The organism is Globicatella sulfidifaciens DSM 15739 (assembly GCF_900167405.1).
Taxonomy (GTDB): Bacteria; Bacillota; Bacilli; order Lactobacillales; family Aerococcaceae; genus Globicatella; species Globicatella sulfidifaciens.
In genome coordinates this window covers 22,900-41,727 of record NZ_FUWO01000008.1, presented here as the reverse complement: position 1 = coordinate 41,727, position 18,828 = coordinate 22,900, and the positions used below count along the sequence as shown (strand labels likewise).

Below are 18,828 nucleotides of genomic sequence, written 5' to 3'. Positions count from 1 at the left end.
ATTTGATAACATTAGCCAGTATTTTTACAGATAATATGGTTCTGCAAAGAGAAAAACCAATTGCTATCTTTGGAACGAGTGACCAAGATGAGACGGTATCTGTCCATTTAAATGAAGAATTGATCCATCAAGAGCAAGTTTTGAAAGGAAGCTTTTCTATCCTAATTCCTGAGCAGCCTGCACAAGTGAATGTTACATTGAAAGTAAATGACATTGAGTTAAAGAATGTGGATATAGGCGAGATTTGGTTAGCAGGTGGGCAAAGCAATATGGAATTTTGGATGCGTTATGAACAACATCTGGAGGAAGAAATAACGAATACGGACCCACATTTAAGAATGTATACAGTCGGACAATATTCGTTTGAAGGAGAACGTGAATTAGGATTTAAGCAATGGAATCAATGGGATCGTTGGGTGAGTGCTGAACCTTCAACCATTCCTGAGATGTGTGCCATTGGATATTATTTCGCTAAAAAAATGCGTGAAAAAGGCATTCCAGTAGGGATAGTTTCAAGTAATTGGGGCGGAACGAGTGCTGTTAGTTGGACCCCGAAAGCAGCCCTAAGTAAGAATCCGCAATTAAAATTTTACATGGATAATTTTAATGAAATTGTGTCTAACTTAGATTTAGAGCGTTACTATGGTATTAAAGAGGCTGTCCGACCACTTTTATCAAGTCAAGAAAGCTATGAGGGTTTTAGTCATGTGATTAAAAATACCTATTTACCAAGTGTTCTAGAAAAAATTCAGGCAGATGAAGCGTCCCAACCTAAGTCGGCTAATTGGATTGAAATCAATGGTGAAAAGATTAATATATCAGAATTGACCTATGAAGAAATGACCGAAGTGGGTCCTCAAGATGTAAAAGAGCCAGGGGGTTTATTTGAACAAATGATAGCCCCTATAGCGGGATTTAGCATTAAAGGTGTTTTATGGTATCAGGGTGAGAGTGATTGTGATTTAGCCGAACATTATCATAATTTATTCAAACAGATGGTGCAGTCGTGGCGTGAGGCATGGTTAGAACGTAATAAAAAGCAAACATACCTTCCGTTCTATGTTGTACAAATTGCGCCGTTTGGTGAATGGTTAGGCAATGAGGGTTCCAAGTTTGTTAAAATACGTGAGGAACAAGAACTCATTGCTGATTCCGTTCCGGATAATTACTTAATCAGTTCATCAGATGTTGGCAATATTTTTGATATTCATCCAAAAAATAAAAAGGTATTAGCGGAAAGATTGTATCAATTAGTTGACCACATTGATTTTGGAAATCCTGCACCTGCTTATGCTCCACGAGCTAAAAAGTTGAATGTTGAAGACGGAAAAGCAATTGTTATAATCGAAAATTGTCAACAATTAGTCAAAGAAGAACGTGATTTTGAAAGTTATAATGGATTTGAATTAGCAGAAATACCGGATACTTTTATCCCTCCAATAACGGATGGTATCAATGGACTAGAAATAATAGTTGATGGCATAACTGATAAAGAAGTAAAAGTAAACTTAAGTGGCAATCAAATGATTATCGAATCACCAGCAATAGCACCTTTGCGTGATATTAAAATCAATTTTGCTAAAACGGCTTTTTATGAAGTGAATATATACAACGAATTACATCACCCCCTGATGCCGTTTGCATTATCGAATTAAATTTTTGAGAGGAGAATTTCATGAAGATAGAACTGGATATGAAGTCAGAAGGTATCCAATTTAATAATCATAGTGATTTATGTATTGGAACCGGGCGGATGGGACTAGCACTACAAGAAAATTATCAAAAGCAATTAAGATATGTTCAAGAAACAATTGGATTTAAGTATATTCGTGGCCATGGTCTTTTTTTAGATGATATGGCGATTTATCATGAATATCAAGATAAAGACGGCAAAACTCACGTTGAATATAATTTTACCTACTTAGACTTAGTCATGGACTTTTATCAAGAGATAGGTTTAAAACCTTATCTTGAATTAGGATTTATGCCCGAAGAATTAGCTTCTGGTACCCAAACAGTCTTCTATTGGAAAGGCCAAGTGACACCGCCCAAAGATTATCAAAAATGGACCGATTTAGTTGTTGTAACTTTACAACATTTAATGGAGCGATATGGAGAAGATGAAGTTTTAAGCTGGCCAATTGAAGTTTGGAATGAACCTAATTTACCTGGTTTTTGGGAAAATGCCGATATGGAAGAGTACTTCAAATTATTTGAAGTGACTTTTAAAGCAATAAAAGCTTTTAATCCAAAATTTAAAGTAGGGGGTCCCGCAGTGTGTGGCGGTGTAGAAGAGACTTGGCATCCTAAATTTTTAGAGTTCTGTCGTGAACGCGAGATTGCATTGGATTATTTTACTCGTCATTTTTATACCATTGATCAACCAACTGTGGATGGGCATTATAGTTATACCACATTAAGAAACCCCGATGAATCATTGGAAGAATTGTCAGTTACCCGTCAAACAATTGAAAGCTTTGAGGAATTTAAAGGATTACCAATTCATATTACAGAATTTAATACCTCATATCGACCAGACACACCATTACATGATACTAATCTAAATGCTGCTTATGTTGCTTATTTGTTGTCGCAATTAGGGGATACATCTCAGTTGTATTCATATTGGACTTTTGGAGATGTCTTTGAAGAGATGGGGGTGCCCTTTACCCCGTTTCATGGAGGATTCGGTCTTGTTGCAAATGGCAATATACCGAAACCAACTTATTGGACTTTTTATTTCTTTAAACAACTTTATCCTAATTGTATATACCGTGATAACAATGTGATTATTACTACTGATAAAGACAAAAATGTACGAATTGTTTACTGGAATTTTGCAGAAGAAAGTTTAAAAATACATTTTAAGATTAATGGGATGAAAGGAACGCAATCCATGATTCACCAGGTGGTCAGTCCCAAAACAACTAATCCAAGAAAAGTTTGGCATGATTTAGGTGAGCCAGCTTCATTGAATAAAGAACATCTTACTTTGATAAAACAAGGAGCACAGCCAAAATTAATATCTGATTTACTAAAAGACGGTGATTTTGAAGTGGAAATTAAATCACATGAAATTGGCTTAATAACCTTAAAATCAGTAAAGATTAAGAGTGATCGTGGCTTTTATATTGATAGAATATAATGAAACTAAAGTTGGAAATAATGATAATTTAACTTATATTATAAACCAACTCAAAAAAATACGGCTAGGTAACAACAAGTAATTTGTTCTTTACCTAGCCTTAAATTATTTTCCTTTTATTTGATTAGTTCTTAAGAAAGCTTCTGTATAAAAGTCTGTTTTAGCGTTGGTATGTTCTAAGTTAAAGGTACTATTGCGATATTCACGTGGTGTAATATCCATCATTTTTGAAAAGTTGCGATTGAATGTACGAACATTTTGGAAGCCAGCGAGATTTGAAATTTCAGTAATAGGATAACTAGAATTAGATAATAAATAACATGCACGATTAATCCGGTGTTGATTCATAATATGAGAAAAGTTCGATTCAAAAGTAGAAGAAATAATTTTAGATAAATAATCGTTACTATACCCAATATCTTCACTTAAATCGGATAATGTCTTGTTTTTATCGAAATTTTCAGAAAACCATGATGCAATTTTTTCTGTAATGGAATCTTTCAATTGTGAGTCAATAAGATCCGTATGTTTTTCGTAAAGAGACAATATTTGATACAGTGCCCATTTATGAGAAAAAATAGAATCGTTTTGAAATAATTTGTCCATTAGATCTGATACGTCATTTTCCGACAATTGAATAATAGGGTAAGCAAATTTTTTACCTTGTACTTGTTGGAAAAAATCAACAATATATTCAGGAGAAAAGATCCAAATATGTCCTTGATTTTTTACAAATGATTGGACGCCATGCGATTGGAAGGGTAATATTAAAAGCATTTGATTTGTTTTTAAGGTATAAATGTGATCATCGATTGAAATTTGAAACTCGCCGTATTCACAAAACCAGAGTTCAAAACTTCGATGAATATGTTTTTCGAAATCTAAGTCAGTTGGGTGATATTCACGATGTTGCATCTCTTGACCGAAATGATAATTCTCTAAGCCTGTCATGATAAACCCCTTTCTTGCTTATGTCTATAATATAATTCAGAAAGAGAAATATGTAAAGGGTTGCTTTTGCTTCACAAAGCTTGAAGTAAAATAGTAGGTTTTTTAGCATGACAGATTTTGTCTAGTTGTCAGCGTTTTGTGTCTTTTAAATGGAAACGGTTTATTATAAACTATAAACAGAAGCTTAAGAACAATCTAAGGCTCAAGTAAGTCTACCGAGGACCCGAAAGGAGGAAGTCTTTACTCGGATTGTTGTGCAATTATAGTTTGTTTATTAAACTAACCTACAAATCAAATTTTTTTAGGAGGAAATGTGATGAAAAAATTGAACAAATTAGCACTTTCAGCATTGACACTTTTAACTACAGCATCAGTTGGTGGTACCCTTCCAGTAAAAGCACAGGAAGAAAGACATTATACAGCATTTATTGCGAACCCTGGTGTTGAAATTTCAGAAAACACACGTATTAATGATGCGTTTGCTGAAGAGTTCGGTTGGCGTGTGAAAGTAACTTGGTTAACTGGTCAAACAGCCAAAGAACGTATCGGGGTAATGGTAGCAGGTGGTGAGTATCCAGATATTGTAGAACCATCAGATGCTCGTAATGCTATGATCGATGCTGGAGCATTCATTCCTTTGGAAGATTATTTAGATGATTATCCAAATTTAAAAGGCATTTTAAGTGATGTTCAATGGGAAAAAATTAAAGCTGATAATGATGGCCATATTTATACGATTCCTCAATTCGCAGTTAGAGAAGGCAATGTGGATACATTAACTGAACATAATGGTGAAGCATTCTGGATTCAAAAACGTATTTTAAAATGGGCTGACTATCCTGAAATTAAAACACTTGATGAGTATTTTAAATTAATCGAAGATTATTTGGCAGAAAATCCAGAAACTGATGGGCAAAAAAATATTGGATTTGAAATCATTTCTGATGATTGGAGAGCATTTGCATTGGAAAATCCACCAATGTTCTTAGCGGGACATCCAAATGAGGGTGCTGCAATCGTTGATGCTGAAACAAAAACAGCGCATGTTTATGATCAAATTCCAGAAGCAAAACAATATTTCCAAAAATTATCAGAGGAATATTCTAAAGGAATTATAGACCCAGAAACATTTACAGCAAAATATGATCAATATATTGCGAAATTGTCATCTGGTCGTGTTTTAGGAATGGTTGATCAAGGATGGAATTTCGGACAAGCCGAAGATTCCTTAAATTCACAAGGAAAAGAAGAATTAACATATGCTCCATTAGGTTTAACATTGGATCCGGATGTACTACCTCAGTATCGTGAAGGCGATGTTTTATCTACACAAGGTGGTATTGGTATCACTGTAAGTGCTAAAGACGTAGAAGGTATCTTACAAATGTGGGATGATATGGTATCTGAAAAAGGGATGATTTTACGTGGTTGGGGTGTTGAAGGTGAAGATTATTTAGTTGATGAAGATGGAATGTTCTACCGAACTGAGGAACAATGGGAAAATTGGAAAAACCCTGACTATGTCCAACAAAATGGAGTACCATTTGGATACATGCCTCAATATAAAGGTTTGTTACCTGATGGTAAAAACACTGTTTTACCAGGTGAGCAACCTTCTGAACATAGAAAAACATTGTCTGAAATAGATAAAGAAATTCTAGATGCCTATGGTGTTGAAAATTACAACCAAATGATGCGCAAACAGGATCCTGTTGAACCATGGTTCCCACTTTATACAGCTCGAAATAAATGGACAAGCTCTCATCCTGCTGGTATTGCTTTCCAAAATATGAACGATGTTAAGATGCAATGGCTACCCAAAATAATTATGGATGGACCAGATAGTTTTGAAAAAAACTGGGAAGATTATATGAATGCATATAACGCTCAAGTGGATGTTGAAGCTTATGAAAGTGCATTAACAGAAGAAGTTCAAAGAAGGTATGATCTTGAACAAGAATTAATTAAAAAAGCAGAGGAAAACGAAAATTAATCAAAGAATCATCTTTAAATGTTAGCCGAGTGTTATCTTTGAGATTCACGTCGGCTAAATTTTTATTAATAGAGATTGGAGGTTTATTGTATGGAGAATACAGCTATTAATCAAGTAAAAACACATCGTGTTGCAAAGAAAAAAACATTTTTTGAAAAAGTTTGGAATCAAAAAGATTTAGTCCTATTATCCTTACCATTTGTCATTTATATTTTAACATTTAACTATGCTCCATTAATAGGGTGGGTAATGGCTTTTCAACGTTATAAACCTGGAAAAGGATATTTTAATCAAGAGTGGGTTGGACTAGAAAACTTTATGTTCTTATTTAAAGATGCTACCTTCCTTCGGGTTGTAAGAAATACATTAGCCATGAGTATTATCAATTTAACATTAGGATTCATCTTTTCAATTGGTTTTGCGATCTTACTTAATGAAGTGAAAAACAAACATGCTAAAAAATTTATGCAAACGGTATCGTATTTACCTCACTTTTTATCTTGGATAATCGTAACAGGAATTGTCATGGATGTATTAAGTCCGGAGACAGGGATTGTTAATCAGTTATTATTAAAATTTAATCTTATTAATCAACCGATAAATTTCTTCTCAGACCCTAAATATTTTTGGTGGATAGTGGGATTTGCTAATGTTTGGAAAAGTACAGGTTGGGGAAGTATAATTTATCTTTCAGCCATGTCAGCGATTAATGAAGAGCTTTATGAATCAGCTGAAATAGATGGAGCTAACCGAGTTAGAAAAATTTGGCATATTACATTACCGGGAATTAAACCGACCATCTTTATATTATTGCTAATTAATTTAGGGAATATTTTAAATGCTGGATTTGAAGTACAATACCTACTAGGTAATGGTTTAATACAAAGTGTGTCTCAAACCATTGATATCTTTGTCCTGAAGTTTGGGATTAGCTTAAATAATTATTCTTTAGCGACAGCTGCAGGTATTTTTAACTCTTTTGTTAGTATAATTTTAATAACATTGGGTAATAAGTTAGCTAGAGCTGCTGGTGAGGAAAGTTTATTCTAGGAGGTGGATTATATGAAAAAAATTTCTATTTCAGATTTAATATTTGATATTTTTAAGTGGGTTTTTTTAGTGTTTTTCATAGCAGCCACTTTATATCCAATATTAAATACTGTGGCAGTTGCTTTAAACGACGGTATGGATACATTGCGAGGCGGAATTTATTTATTACCAAGACAATTTACATTAGATAATTTTAGAGCTGTGTTCAGAAGACCAACATTGATGAATGCTGCATTTATTTCAGTAGCGAGAACGGTTATTGCAACACTGACACAAACATTCTTAACAGCTTTATTAGCATATATTTTGAGTCGAAAAGAATTTATCTTTAGAGTACCCATTACCTTATTGGTTATTTTAACAATGTATCTAAATGCTGGTATGATACCGGGATATATTTGGACTCAAAAATTAGGTTTATTAAATACCTTCTGGGTATATGTAATTCCTGGTATTATTAGTGCGTTTAACTTTTTAGTAATTCGTACTTATATTAACGGTTTACCAGATAGTTTCGTTGAAAGTGCCAAAATGGATGGGGCAGGACATCTCCGTATTTTCTGGAGTATTATTTTACCATTATGTAAACCAGTTCTTGCGACGGTTGCCTTATTTATTGCGGTTTGGCAATGGAACTCTTGGTTCGATGCGATGTTATTTAATGGTTTTAACGACAATTTGAGTACCTTACAGTATGAGTTAATGAAACTCTTATCATCAGTTATGAGTCAGGGTGCTAATGCGGATAGTATGCGTAATGCTGCTGAAGCTGGTAACTCAAGCATGGTTACACCGGCTTCTGTTCGTGCTGCGACCACCATTGTGACGGCATTTCCAATTGTTTGTTTATATCCATTCTTACAAAAATATTTTGTTTCAGGATTAACTATTGGTGGGGTTAAAGGATAATACTAAAAAGGGGTGATAAAAATGGAACACAAGAGTAAAAGAGCTCAGGAGCGCCAAGAACGGATAGACGGAATAAATAAATTAGCCGACTATGCTTTGATGGGTATTCTGTTTTTATTTACTTCAATCCCGTTATTGACGGTGGGCGTTTCAATTTCTGCTTTGTATAAGACAATTTATGAGTATAAAATTCAAGAAAAGCCAAAATTTATTCACATATATGTAAAAGCGTTTCTTAATAGTTTTAAACAAAGTACCATCGTTTGGTTAGGCTATTTGTTATTGATTTTAGCCTTTGTATTAAATCGACAGTCTTTAATTGACAGTTATTCTTTATTAAAAGATGCCTTACAGATTTTTCATATTTTAATGATTATTCTCGCAACACCGGTAGTTCTATTGATGTTATGTTATATTGCAAGATTCACAGATAATCTTAAAACAGTCTTTAAAAATTCCACGATCATTCTATTATTAAATATCGTTACAACGATCAAACTTCTGATAGGATCAGCGTTAGTTGCTGTATGCATTTGGTTAGTCCCAATTTTAGGAATGATTTTACCACCCTTTATGATTTCGAAGGGGATAGAGATGATTGAGGGTATTTTCGCTCAATTTAGATTAGCAAATAATAGTTAAAAATATATATTCAAGAGGTGACTAAACCTTGTTAACACATAAGGAAGCAAGAGTACAAGCAAAAGAAATTGTTGCAAAGATGACATTGGAAGAAAAAATCGATCAAATTAATTTTAGAGCTCCAGCTATTGAACGATTAGGCATTCCAGATTATAACTATTGGAATGAAGCCCTACATGGTGTCGCTCGAGCAGGGGTTGCGACGGTATTCCCTCAAGCAATTGGCCTAGCGGCGATATTTGATGAAGCATTTATGGAAAAAGTAGCGGATATTATTTCTACTGAAGGACGTGCAAAATATAATCAATATCATGGTGAAGCGGACAACGATATTTATAAAGGGTTAACTTTTTGGTCACCAAATATAAATATTTTCCGTGATCCACGTTGGGGGAGAGGACAAGAAACCTATGGTGAAGATCCTTACTTAACTGCACGCATGGGTGTTGCGTTTATTAAAGGGTTACAAGGTGATGGACCCTATATGAAATTAGCCGCTTGTGCGAAGCATTTCGCGGTACACAGTGGTCCTGAAGCCGACCGCCATTCTTTTGATGCAGTTGTTTCTAAAAAAGATATGTATGAAACATATTTACCAGCATTTGAAGCTGCTGTTAAAGAAGCCGATGTTGAAAGCTTTATGGGTGCATATAATGCAGTCAATGGCATTCCAGCTTGTGTGCATCCGGAATTAATGCAAGAAATATTAAGAGGAAAATGGAATTTCCAAGGGCATGTCGTGTCTGATTATGCTGCGTTAGAAGACGTACATTTAAACCATCATTATACCAATAATGCAGCGGAAACAATGGCATTAGCAATGCAAATAGGTTGTAACTTATGTGCCGGTAATATTTCTGATGCCTTGTATGAAGCACACGGTCGAGGTTTAGTGACCGAAGAAGATATTACTAATTCGGTTATTGAATTATATACCACACGTGCTCGCTTAGGAATGTTTGCAGATGATAACGAATTGGATCAAATTCCTTATGAAGTGAATGCAAGTAAGGAGCATCAAAATGTTTCTCTAGAGGCAGCACGTAAATCAATGGTTCTATTAGAAAATAAAAATTTCTTACCACTTAATAAAGTAGATATTCGAGCAATTGCTGTTATTGGACCTAATGCTCGTAGCGTTGAAGTCTTACAAGGAAACTATTTTGGTATTGCGGAAAGAAATACGACCTTTGTTGATGGCTTGCAAAATTATTTAGGCGACGATGCCAGGGTGTTTTATGCTCCGGGTGGTCATTTATTTAAAGAACATGCAGAGTCTACTTTGTCTCGTCCATTCGAAAGAGAATCGGAAGCGATAATTGCGGCGAAACATTCGGATGTGGTGGTTCTATGTCTAGGATTAGATCCAACTATTGAGGGGGAACAAGGGGATTCTGGTAATGTATACGGTTCGGGAGATAAGTATGATCTCTTCTTACCAGAAGTACAACGTCGTCTATTAGAAAAAGTATTAGCCATTGGTAAACCGGTAATACTGGCGGTATCAGCTGGTTCTGCGATTTCATTAAATGGGTTGGAAGAACACCCTAATCTTAAAGCGATTGTTCACACTTGGTATCCAGGTAGTCATGGTGGAACGGCTCTAGCTGAAATGATTTTTGGAGAGATTAGTCCAAGTGGAAAATTACCTTTAACCTTCTATCGAACGGCAGAAAACTTACCTGATTTCTCAGATTACGGTATGAAAAATAGAACTTACCGTTACTTAGAAGAAACACCATTATATCCATTTGGCTATGGCTTACATTATTCTAAAGTGGAACTTAAGGATTTAGTGGTGAATAAAGCAAATGAATGCTATAACGTTGAGGTAACCGTTGAGAATACGGGCGACTTTGATATTGAAGAAGTGATTCAAGTTTATGCTAAGACAGATTCAAAACATGAAACATTAAATGGTAAATTAGTTGGATTTAAGCGTATTGCTTTAGCGAAAGGTGCTATAGAAACCGTGAAGCTTGACGTGCCAGTTTCGAATTTAACAGTGGTGGATGATGCGGGTGAACGCATTTTAGATGGTGAAAAAGTCTTATTGACCATTTCGACCGGATTCCCATGTGACCGTCTAGCTGAACTAAATCAACCAACACCATTATCTGAAGAATTATTATTAAAATAACAAGGAGAAAGCGATGAAGAAATATACAAATTTGTTCCAAGAGTATGGATACGATGAAAAAGAAATTCAAGAAAGACTTGATAATATTTGGTATGAAATGTTTGAAGGACCAGACAAAGTATATTTTGAAAACGACGAAGGTTTAGGTTACGTCGTTGATACAGGGAATATCGATGTCAGAACTGAAGGAATGTCCTATGCGATGTTATTAGCCGTTCAATATGATAAAAAAGATTACTTTGATAAATTATGGGGCTGGACTAAAAAATACATGTATATGGATGCTGGCGAAAACGCACATTATTTTGCTTGGTCGGTTGACCCTTCAGGTGAGAAAAACTCATATGGACCTGCTCCAGATGGAGAAGAGTTCTTTGCAATTGATTTAATTTTTGCGTCTAATCGCTGGGGTGATGGCGAAGGAATCTATAATTATTTACATGAAGCGCAAGAATTACTGAAATACATGGTCCATAAAGGTAGTAAATTCGAAGGAGATCCAATGTTTGATCCTGAAACTAAGTTAATTAAGTTTGTTCCGAATTGCGATTTTACTGATCCATCCTATCATGTGCCACATTTTTATGATTATTTTGCGATTCATGCTTACGAGGAAGATCGCGCATTTTTTAAAGAGGCTGCACAAGCGAGTCGTGAATATTTACCGACTGCTTTCCATCCAGAAACTGGCTTAAATCCTGAATATAGTTTATACGATGGGACACCGAAATATGATAGTGAACATCCACATTTTTATAGTGATGCCTATCGTACGGCCATGAACGTAGCGATTGATATGGAATGGAATGAAAAAATTCCTGTTTTACAGGAAAGACTTAAAACATTACAACAATTCTTTATCGACGAAAACAATCCAGGTTATCAATATGAGTTAACCATTGAGGGTGAGCCAACCGATAAGGAAATCTTACACCCAGTAGGGTTATTAGCAACTTTAGCTGCAGCTTCGTTGGCTAATAAAGAAACAGATAATGCGAAAGAATTTGTCAAACGATTCTGGGCGACACCTATCCGTAAAGGTGAGAGAAGATATTATGATAACTTCTTATATGCATTCTCATTTATGGCATTAAGCGGTCGTTACCGAGCATTCGAGAAAGTAGGCGAATAATGAATTTATACAAGAATCCAATTTTAGAAGGTTTTTCTCCTGATCCATCTGTTTGTGCGGTAGGGGATGATTATTATTTAGTTACGTCAACCTTTGCTTATTTTCCTGGCGTTCCTATTTATCATAGTAAAGATTTGGTTAATTGGACTCAGATTGGCAATATTTTAGATAGACCCGAACAATTACCATTACAAAATGCGGAACATTCTCAAGGAATTTTTGCACCAAGCATTCGCTATCATGATGGGATATTTTATATGACCACTACCAATGTTACTAATGGAGGCAACTTTTATGTAACGGCGACAGACCCAGCGGGGCCTTGGTCAGAGCCACACTATTTAGAAAATGCACCAGGCATTGATCCTAGTTTATTCTTTGATGAAGATGGCAAATGTTATTACGTTGGTACCAGACCTAATCCCAAAGGGGTCACCTACAATGGAGATTGGGAAGTTTGGTTACAAGAATTAGACTTAGAAACGCATCAATTAGTAGGTGTGAGTACAGCCTTATGGAAAGGAGCGTTGCGAGACGCAATTTGGCCAGAAGGACCGCATATCTATAAAAAAGATGGTTATTATTACTTAATGATTGCTGAAGGTGGAACGAGTTTTAATCATGCCATTACCATTGCGCGTTCAGAAAAAGTGGATGGTCCATACATTGGCAATAAAAACAATCCGATTTTAACGCATCGACATTTAGGTAAAGATTTCCCAGTTTGTAATGTTGGACATGGTGACCTTGTTGAGACACCGGAAGGCCATTGGTATATGACATGCTTAGCTAGTCGTATTTTTGATGGGTATAGTAATTTAGGAAGAGAAACATTTTTAGCAGAAGTGAAATGGGAAGATGGATGGCCGGTGGTGAATCCAGGCGAAGGCCGTTTATTAACCGAAGCCCCTCATTTATTACCATTGTTACCAACTGAGAAAGTCAGTCACTTTGCCATTGCCAAAGATAATCCAGCTTTCTTATATTTAAGAAACCCTATTGAAGAGAACTATCGTTGGAATGAAACGGACCATTCGGTAAGCTTAATACCTAGCCGAGTAAGCTTACAGGATATCGATAGTCCAACCTATCTTGGTTTAAGACAGAAATCAATGTATTATCGCTTCGCTGTCGAAATCGATGCCAGATTAGAAGCTAATTCGACTGGTGGGATTGTGTTGTTACAAAATAATCTTTATTACATTCAATTAAGAGTTGAGAAAAATCAAACCGATTATCAGGTTTTAATGGAATCAGTATTAGATGGTGAAACGACAATTTTAGGTCAACAAACGGTGCCATCCTCATCAATGACCTTAATCTTTGAAGGGGACGGACAACAATTAACAGGTAAAGTCTTATTTGATGGTGATGAATTAGTAGTAGCGGATAAAGTGGATGCCCACTATTTAAGTACAGAAGTAGCAGGCGGATTTGTGGGATGTACTTTAGGAGTTTTTGCTATATCTGAAGATAAACCATCAGAGGGTTACTTAAAAGTAAATAATATCACACATCAAATCAATCGATGATTTTAATGAGGTGAGTTTAGATGAAGAAATTAGCCATTACATTCGATGATGGACCTAATGAATACACCAATGAAATATTAGATATATTAAGTCAGTTCGAGGTTAAGGCAACTTTCTTTATTTGGGCAGAATTGGAAGCGCAACATCAAGCAGTTATGACACGAATGGTTGAGGAAGGACATCAACTTGGCAACCATACTTTCACTCATCCGGACCTAACAAAATTAACAGCCGATGAAGTGAGAGTAGAAGTTGAAAAAGCTGATGAAGTCATTAAACGCTATACCGATAAAATCCCACATTTGTTGAGACCACCATATGGATATGTTAATGAAGAAGTTGAAAAAATCATTGATAAAAAGATTGTCTTGTGGACAGCAGATTCAAAGGATTGGTCAAAAATTGAGGCACCAGAAATAATCCAAAACGTTCAAAAAAATGTTACCAATAACGACATATTGTTGTTGCATTGTTTTGAACAAACGGTAATAGCATTACCTGAAATCTTAACAGATTTAACTGAGAAAAAATATCAATTTGAGACCGTAGATGATATCTTAAGTTAACTGGTTGTTGACGATTTAGTAAGAGAATTTATTAATTAATGTGAGATAACTATTCGATAATAATGTTATCTCACTTTTAATCTATTGATTTGAGTGTTTGGGAGTAAAATGTATGGCAAACGATATGACTAAAGGTAATCCAATAAAACTTATTTTTCTTTTTGCAATTCCGCTTTTTATTGGTAATATTTTTCAACAAATTTATAATATGGCAGATACTTTTATTGTGAGCCGTACAATAGGGGTGGAAGCTTTAGCTGCAGTAGGTTCTACTGGGAGTATTATATTTTTAATTTTAGGGTTTGCTCATGGCTTAACGTCCGGCTTTGCAATTCCGTTATCACAAAAATATGGAGCTAAAGAATATCATCAGCTAAATAAATCATTTGGTGTCTCTTTGATGATAACTTTTGGTATCGGTAGTGTTTTATCTATTGCCAGTATGATGTTAAGTCGAAAGTTGTTAGAAGCCATGCAGACTCCACCTGAAATTATGGAACATGCTGCTAAATATATTTTTATTATTTGTAGTGGAATCTTTGCGACCATGTTATATAATCTACTATCTAACATTTTGCGCGCCATTGGGGATTCTAGAACACCGTTGTTTTTTTAATCATTGCTAGTTTTATCAATATTGCTTTAGATCTGTTATTTATAGTGCGGTTAAAGATGGGCGTTGATGGAGCAGCAATAGCAACGGTTGTTTCACAATGTTTTTCAGCAATTGCATGTTTAATTTATATATGGCGTAATTTACCAATGTTACATCTTAAAAGAGAATCTTTTAAAACAACTAAAGAAGAAGTGCGCCATCACTTAGGAATAGGCTTTCCTATGGGATTCCAAATGTCAATTATTGCGATTGGTGCTATTGCTATTCAAATCGCCTTAAACCGTTTGGGATCAACCGCGGTAGCGGCTTATACAGCATCAAATAAAATCAATCAAGTCGCTACGATGCCGATGATGTCCTTTGGCGTGGCGATGGTAACGTATGCAGCACAAAATTATGGTGCGAAAAAATATGAGCGCATTTGGGTTGGAGTTCGCGATACAGTAAAAATATCTGTTACATATAGTTTTATTGAGGGGATATTAATTTATTTATTTAGTCATCATTTAATTGAAATCTTTATAGGGAAAGGCCAGACAGAAGTGCTTGCACTTTCAAAATGGTTTTTCTTAACAAATTCTTCTATTTATTTCTTCTTGGCTATGTTGTTTATTTACCGTTATACGCTATAAGGTGTGGGTGAGACTAGGACGCCGACCATCGCCGGCACTATCGAATTATCTATGAGAGTGTTTGCTGCTGTTATTTTATCACTATATTTTGGATTTATCGGCGCCACTATCGCAAATCCCTTAGCTTGGATAGGGGCATTAACACCGATGATGTTGAAATATTATCGTTTTAAAAAAGAACATACACCTCAAGAATCAGGAGGGGATTTAATTGTTAGTGAAAAAAATTAATTTAGTCGAAAATGATGTTCATGCTACTTTAACAACTTATCTATTAGATGATTCAACTGAATTATTAAATGGAAAGAAAAGACCAGCCATTATCGTATGTCCAGGTGGGGGATATTTTAATTGTTCCGATCGTGAAGGTGAACCAATTGCATTAAAATTAAATAGTATGGGCTACCATGCTTTTGTTCTTAGATATAATATTTATTTAGAACCAGACGATGATTATATGATTGTTCATCAAAGTGAAACATTAGAGCCAAAAGAACGGACTCAATTTCCAAAACCAATGCATGATATTGCGAAAGCGATGCTATTAATTCGTGAACATTCCGAAGAGTGGTTGGTTGATGTTGAGCGAATTGGAATATGTGGTTTTTCTGCGGGTGGTCATAATGTATTATCTTACGGTGTTCACTGGAATCATGATCTGATTCAAGAAGCCTTTGATAATGTTGGGAAAGCACTGCGACCCGCTTTGGTGATTGCCGGTTATCCAATTTCAGATTATTTTGCAATGAGAGATTATTTGGATAAAAAGCGACCAGAAGGAAAAGCTTTCTTTAGTAAATCAAGCACAGTATTATTTGGCACCTGCACCCCGAGTGATGAAACTTTATTATTAGCAAGTCCAGCGCGTCAGGTAAGTAAGGATACTCCACCAATGTTTTTATGGTCAACCTTTGGTGATCAACAAGTACCGATTGAACAAACTACCTTGATGGCGAATGCATTAGCAGCTGAAGAAATCCCATTTGCTTGTCATATTTTTGAAACTGGTCCGCATGGATTAAGTGTTGCAACCCAAGTGTCATCGGATGCGCAATCCAAAATTAATTTAAATGTAGCGAAATGGATGGATTTGTTAGAAACGTGGTTGTTAGAAAGATTCAAGTTAGAATTACCTGCAAAAAGTTGGTATGAAGAATAGAAAAAGCGTCGGCCGGTATGAAACCAGTCGACGTTTTTTGAGGTTGTTATAGATTATTCAGACTTAATCGCCAAATTTTTCCCAAGATTCTAAATAGGAATCATAGTCATGTTGTTCGCGAAATTTGCTCGGACTTAAATCATAATAATTAGAAAAGCTTTTTGAAAAATAAAGTGGATCACGAAAGCCGACTTTTTGACTTATCGCACTAATTGTGTCATCGGTGGTTAAAAGTAAAGAAGCAGCGACTGTGAGTCGTCGATCGAGTAAGAATTGTTGCGGCGAAAAGCTATATTTCTTCTTAAAAAGTTTATATAAGTAACTGCGGCTGACCGCTAGGTATTCAGCGACTTCTTCTATACTAATCTCATTCATATAATTGGTATAAATATAATGGTAGGCCACTTCGGCTAATTCTTTCGAGACCAACGAGTTGGTCGTATTTTTAACTGAAAATTCCTTTTTAATATAATTAAATAATAAATACAATTGACTCTTGTACCAAAATTCATTAGGTAAATTTGATTCATTTTTTAAGGTAGTTTCGCATATATTTTTTATGACGTCTTGGGTTTTACCATTAGGATGGAACTTTATTACATGCTCATTTTTCAACAAAGTACCGGTAAGATATTCATCCAATTTGTCTCCTTTTAGTCCAATCCAATAAGTAGTCCATGGATTATTGGCATTAGGATAATAGAGAACATCGTCAGAGTGGCGAATAATATAGCCTTCGTCCTTGCTAAGACGGTATTCTTGTCCCTCAATCTCAAAAAAACCTTCCCCATCCACTACTAAATGGAGGACATAATTTTGATAAACTTTGTACTGATAAGTCTCGACTTCGTCATAAGTTTGGATGCCACACTCATCAATATTTAAGTCGGATTCCGAATTATTAAAGTAAACCCATAGATTTCTCATTGCACCCTCCGAATGATGGAAACATTAGTCTATGTATTTTTATTCATTATAACATAGATTATTCTACAGTTATACCATATAATTTAAAGCGTAGGAAACGTTTACAGGTTTGTTTAAAAAATTAGGAGGAAAAAAGAATGAAAAAATGGATGAAAAAGTTTAGCGGTTTATTAGCAGTCGGCACTTTAGGTTCAGCTTTAGTAGCGGGTGTTCCAAGTGTTTCAGCTCAAGAAGAAATCAATGTATGGGCATGGGATCCAAACTTTAATATTAAAGCCTTAAATATTGCGACGGAATATTATGCAAAAGAAAACCCAGATTTAAAAGTAACAATTGAAGAAAATGCACAAGATGATATTATTCAAAAATTAAATACAGCAATGAGTGCGGGTGTAACAGATAGCTTACCAAATATTGTTTTAATTGAAGACTATCGTGCACAAAGTTTCTTAACAGCTTATCCAGATACTTTTATTCCGTTAAATGATTACATTAAAGCAGAAGATTTTGCACCTTATAAAATTGAAGCAAGTACAGTAGAAGATAAATTCTACTCAGTACCATTCGATACTGGGGTAACAGGTCTATATGTACGTACTGACATTTTAGAAGAAGCAGGATATAAAGTAGATGATTTACAAGACATTACTTGGACAGAATTAGAAGAAATCGGCTTAAAAGTGCAAGAAACTACTGGATTAAAAACTTTATCAATGGATTTAAATGATCTTGGATTATTACGTGCGATGATTAACGGATCTGGTTCTTGGTATACGACAGAAGACGGAGTCACACCAAACATTGCTGAAAATGCTGCTTTAAAAGAAGCTTTTGCTACTTTCAAATCAATGTATGAAAAAGATTTAGTGAACGTTCATAGTGACTGGGCTCAAATGTTAGAAGCGTTCAACACCGGTGTCGTTTGGACTGTTCCGCAAGGAAACTGGATTACACCATCAGTTGTTCAAGCAGCAGATCAAGCTGGTAAGTGGGCGGTTGTGCCTTGGCCTAAACAAGAAGTGGAAGGAGCAACTCATTCTTCTAACTTAGGTGGTTCTTCATTCTATGTGATTAATAAGGAAGGTTCAGAAGCGGCAGCTGATTTCTTAGCTAATACATTTGGTTCTAATGTTGAATTTTATGGTGATTTGATTACGGAAATGGGTGCTTTAGGTACGTATTTACCTGCACTAGAATCAGATGCCTATGATACTGAAGTTGAATTTTTTGGCGGACAAAAAATTTATAAAGATTTTGCTGAATGGTCTGCTGAAATTCCTTCATTAAACTATGGTATTCATACTTATGCAATTGAAGATATTATGGTGGCAGCTTTACAACAGTATTTAGCTGGTGGCGACATTGATCAAATCTTCCAAGATGCTCAAACCCAAGCAGAAAACCAATTAAATAACTAATATCAGTGTAAAAAAT

The 18,828-nt window shown here is 35.3% G+C and carries 14 protein-coding genes and 1 pseudogene; 13 read left to right on the top strand and 2 right to left on the bottom strand.

The features are described from left to right. The first annotated feature begins 2 nt into the window (after nt 1–2). Both B5D12_RS05510 and B5D12_RS05505 read left to right on the top strand, forming a co-directional pair. Entirely contained in the window at nt 3–1,655 is a 1,653-nt protein-coding gene (locus B5D12_RS05510; RefSeq protein WP_078755863.1) for a sialate O-acetylesterase, read from the top strand. 20 nt (nt 1,656–1,675) lie between these two features. Beyond that, nucleotides 1,676–3,145 carry a GH39 family glycosyl hydrolase gene (locus B5D12_RS05505; protein ID WP_078755862.1) on the top strand — a complete coding sequence of 490 codons (1,470 nt, stop codon included), beginning with the start codon at nt 1,676–1,678 and terminating at the stop codon, nt 3,143–3,145. 105 nt (nt 3,146–3,250) lie between these two features. On the opposite strand, the gene B5D12_RS05500 is transcribed toward B5D12_RS05505, so the two are convergent. Further along, nucleotides 3,251–4,096 carry a helix-turn-helix domain-containing protein gene (locus B5D12_RS05500; RefSeq protein WP_078755861.1) on the bottom strand — a complete coding sequence of 282 codons (846 nt, stop codon included), beginning with the start codon at nt 4,094–4,096 and terminating at the stop codon, nt 3,251–3,253. A 316-nt stretch (nt 4,097–4,412) separates the two neighbouring features. On the opposite strand from B5D12_RS05500, the gene B5D12_RS05495 reads away from it, so the two are divergent. The 10 genes and pseudogenes from B5D12_RS05495 (at nt 4,413) to B5D12_RS05450 (ending at nt 16,467) form a co-directional block, all read left to right on the top strand. Continuing rightward, on the top strand, nt 4,413–6,089 hold the full coding sequence (locus B5D12_RS05495) for an extracellular solute-binding protein (protein WP_078755860.1): 1,677 nt from the start codon (nt 4,413–4,415) through the stop codon (nt 6,087–6,089). Between the two features lie 90 nt (nt 6,090–6,179). Then, nucleotides 6,180–7,139 (top strand): ABC transporter permease, encoded by a 960-nt coding sequence (locus tag B5D12_RS05490; protein WP_078755859.1) that lies wholly within the window; start codon nt 6,180–6,182, stop codon nt 7,137–7,139. A 12-nt stretch (nt 7,140–7,151) separates the two neighbouring features. Then, the gene (locus B5D12_RS05485; protein ID WP_078755858.1) at nt 7,152–8,048 is read left to right on the top strand and encodes a carbohydrate ABC transporter permease; all 897 of its coding nucleotides are present in this window, start codon (nt 7,152–7,154) and stop codon (nt 8,046–8,048) included. A 21-nt stretch (nt 8,049–8,069) separates the two neighbouring features. Next, nucleotides 8,070–8,690, top strand: a complete 621-nt coding sequence (locus B5D12_RS05480; protein ID WP_078755857.1) for a DUF624 domain-containing protein — start codon at nt 8,070–8,072, stop codon at nt 8,688–8,690. A 28-nt stretch (nt 8,691–8,718) separates the two neighbouring features. Next, nucleotides 8,719–10,830, top strand: a complete 2,112-nt coding sequence (locus B5D12_RS05475; protein ID WP_234982921.1) for a glycoside hydrolase family 3 C-terminal domain-containing protein — start codon at nt 8,719–8,721, stop codon at nt 10,828–10,830. A gap of 13 nt (nt 10,831–10,843) precedes the next feature. Then, a complete protein-coding gene (locus tag B5D12_RS05470) occupies nt 10,844–11,962 on the top strand; it encodes a family 8 glycosyl hydrolase (RefSeq protein WP_078755856.1) in 1,119 nt (372 codons plus the stop codon). Beyond that, nucleotides 11,962–13,494 carry a glycoside hydrolase family 43 protein gene (locus B5D12_RS05465; RefSeq protein WP_078755855.1) on the top strand — a complete coding sequence of 511 codons (1,533 nt, stop codon included), beginning with the start codon at nt 11,962–11,964 and terminating at the stop codon, nt 13,492–13,494. Before B5D12_RS05470 ends, B5D12_RS05465 begins: the two co-directional genes overlap by 1 nt. A gap of 20 nt (nt 13,495–13,514) precedes the next feature. Beyond that, nucleotides 13,515–14,060 (top strand): polysaccharide deacetylase family protein, encoded by a 546-nt coding sequence (locus B5D12_RS05460; RefSeq protein ID WP_078755854.1) that lies wholly within the window; start codon nt 13,515–13,517, stop codon nt 14,058–14,060. A gap of 112 nt (nt 14,061–14,172) precedes the next feature. Then, a pseudogene (locus B5D12_RS10645) lies at nt 14,173–15,539 on the top strand (MATE family efflux transporter). Next, nucleotides 15,526–16,467 carry an alpha/beta hydrolase gene (locus tag B5D12_RS05450; protein ID WP_234982923.1) on the top strand — a complete coding sequence of 314 codons (942 nt, stop codon included), beginning with the start codon at nt 15,526–15,528 and terminating at the stop codon, nt 16,465–16,467. The pseudogene B5D12_RS10645 and the gene B5D12_RS05450 overlap by 14 nt, the downstream one beginning before the upstream one ends. Before the next feature lie 63 nt (nt 16,468–16,530). Here the strand turns inward: B5D12_RS05450 and B5D12_RS05445 are convergent, their stop codons facing one another. Then, complete coding sequence (locus B5D12_RS05445; protein WP_078755852.1) at nt 16,531–17,394, bottom strand: AraC family transcriptional regulator; 864 nt, start codon at nt 17,392–17,394, stop codon at nt 16,531–16,533. 137 nt (nt 17,395–17,531) lie between these two features. Here B5D12_RS05445 and B5D12_RS05440 point away from each other — a divergent pair, with 137 nt between their 5' ends. Further along, nucleotides 17,532–18,812 (top strand): ABC transporter substrate-binding protein, encoded by a 1,281-nt coding sequence (locus B5D12_RS05440; protein ID WP_078755851.1) that lies wholly within the window; start codon nt 17,532–17,534, stop codon nt 18,810–18,812. Nucleotides 18,813–18,828 lie beyond the last annotated feature (16 nt).

What these genes read in the sequence shown, in the direction of transcription:
- B5D12_RS05505 (WP_078755862.1), top strand. Translation starts at nt 1,676, where the DNA reads ATGAAGATAGAACTGGATATGAAGTCAGAAGGTATCCAATTTAATAAT.
- B5D12_RS05500 (WP_078755861.1), bottom strand. Translation starts at nt 4,096, where the DNA reads ATGACAGGCTTAGAGAATTATCATTTCGGTCAAGAGATGCAACATCGT.
- B5D12_RS05495 (WP_078755860.1), top strand. Translation starts at nt 4,413, where the DNA reads ATGAAAAAATTGAACAAATTAGCACTTTCAGCATTGACACTTTTAACT.
- B5D12_RS05490 (WP_078755859.1), top strand. Translation starts at nt 6,180, where the DNA reads ATGGAGAATACAGCTATTAATCAAGTAAAAACACATCGTGTTGCAAAG.
- B5D12_RS05485 (WP_078755858.1), top strand. Translation starts at nt 7,152, where the DNA reads ATGAAAAAAATTTCTATTTCAGATTTAATATTTGATATTTTTAAGTGG.
- B5D12_RS05480 (WP_078755857.1), top strand. Translation starts at nt 8,070, where the DNA reads ATGGAACACAAGAGTAAAAGAGCTCAGGAGCGCCAAGAACGGATAGAC.
- B5D12_RS05470 (WP_078755856.1), top strand. Translation starts at nt 10,844, where the DNA reads ATGAAGAAATATACAAATTTGTTCCAAGAGTATGGATACGATGAAAAA.
- B5D12_RS05465 (WP_078755855.1), top strand. Translation starts at nt 11,962, where the DNA reads ATGAATTTATACAAGAATCCAATTTTAGAAGGTTTTTCTCCTGATCCA.
- B5D12_RS05460 (WP_078755854.1), top strand. Translation starts at nt 13,515, where the DNA reads ATGAAGAAATTAGCCATTACATTCGATGATGGACCTAATGAATACACC.
- B5D12_RS05445 (WP_078755852.1), bottom strand. Translation starts at nt 17,394, where the DNA reads ATGAGAAATCTATGGGTTTACTTTAATAATTCGGAATCCGACTTAAAT.
- B5D12_RS05440 (WP_078755851.1), top strand. Translation starts at nt 17,532, where the DNA reads ATGAAAAAATGGATGAAAAAGTTTAGCGGTTTATTAGCAGTCGGCACT.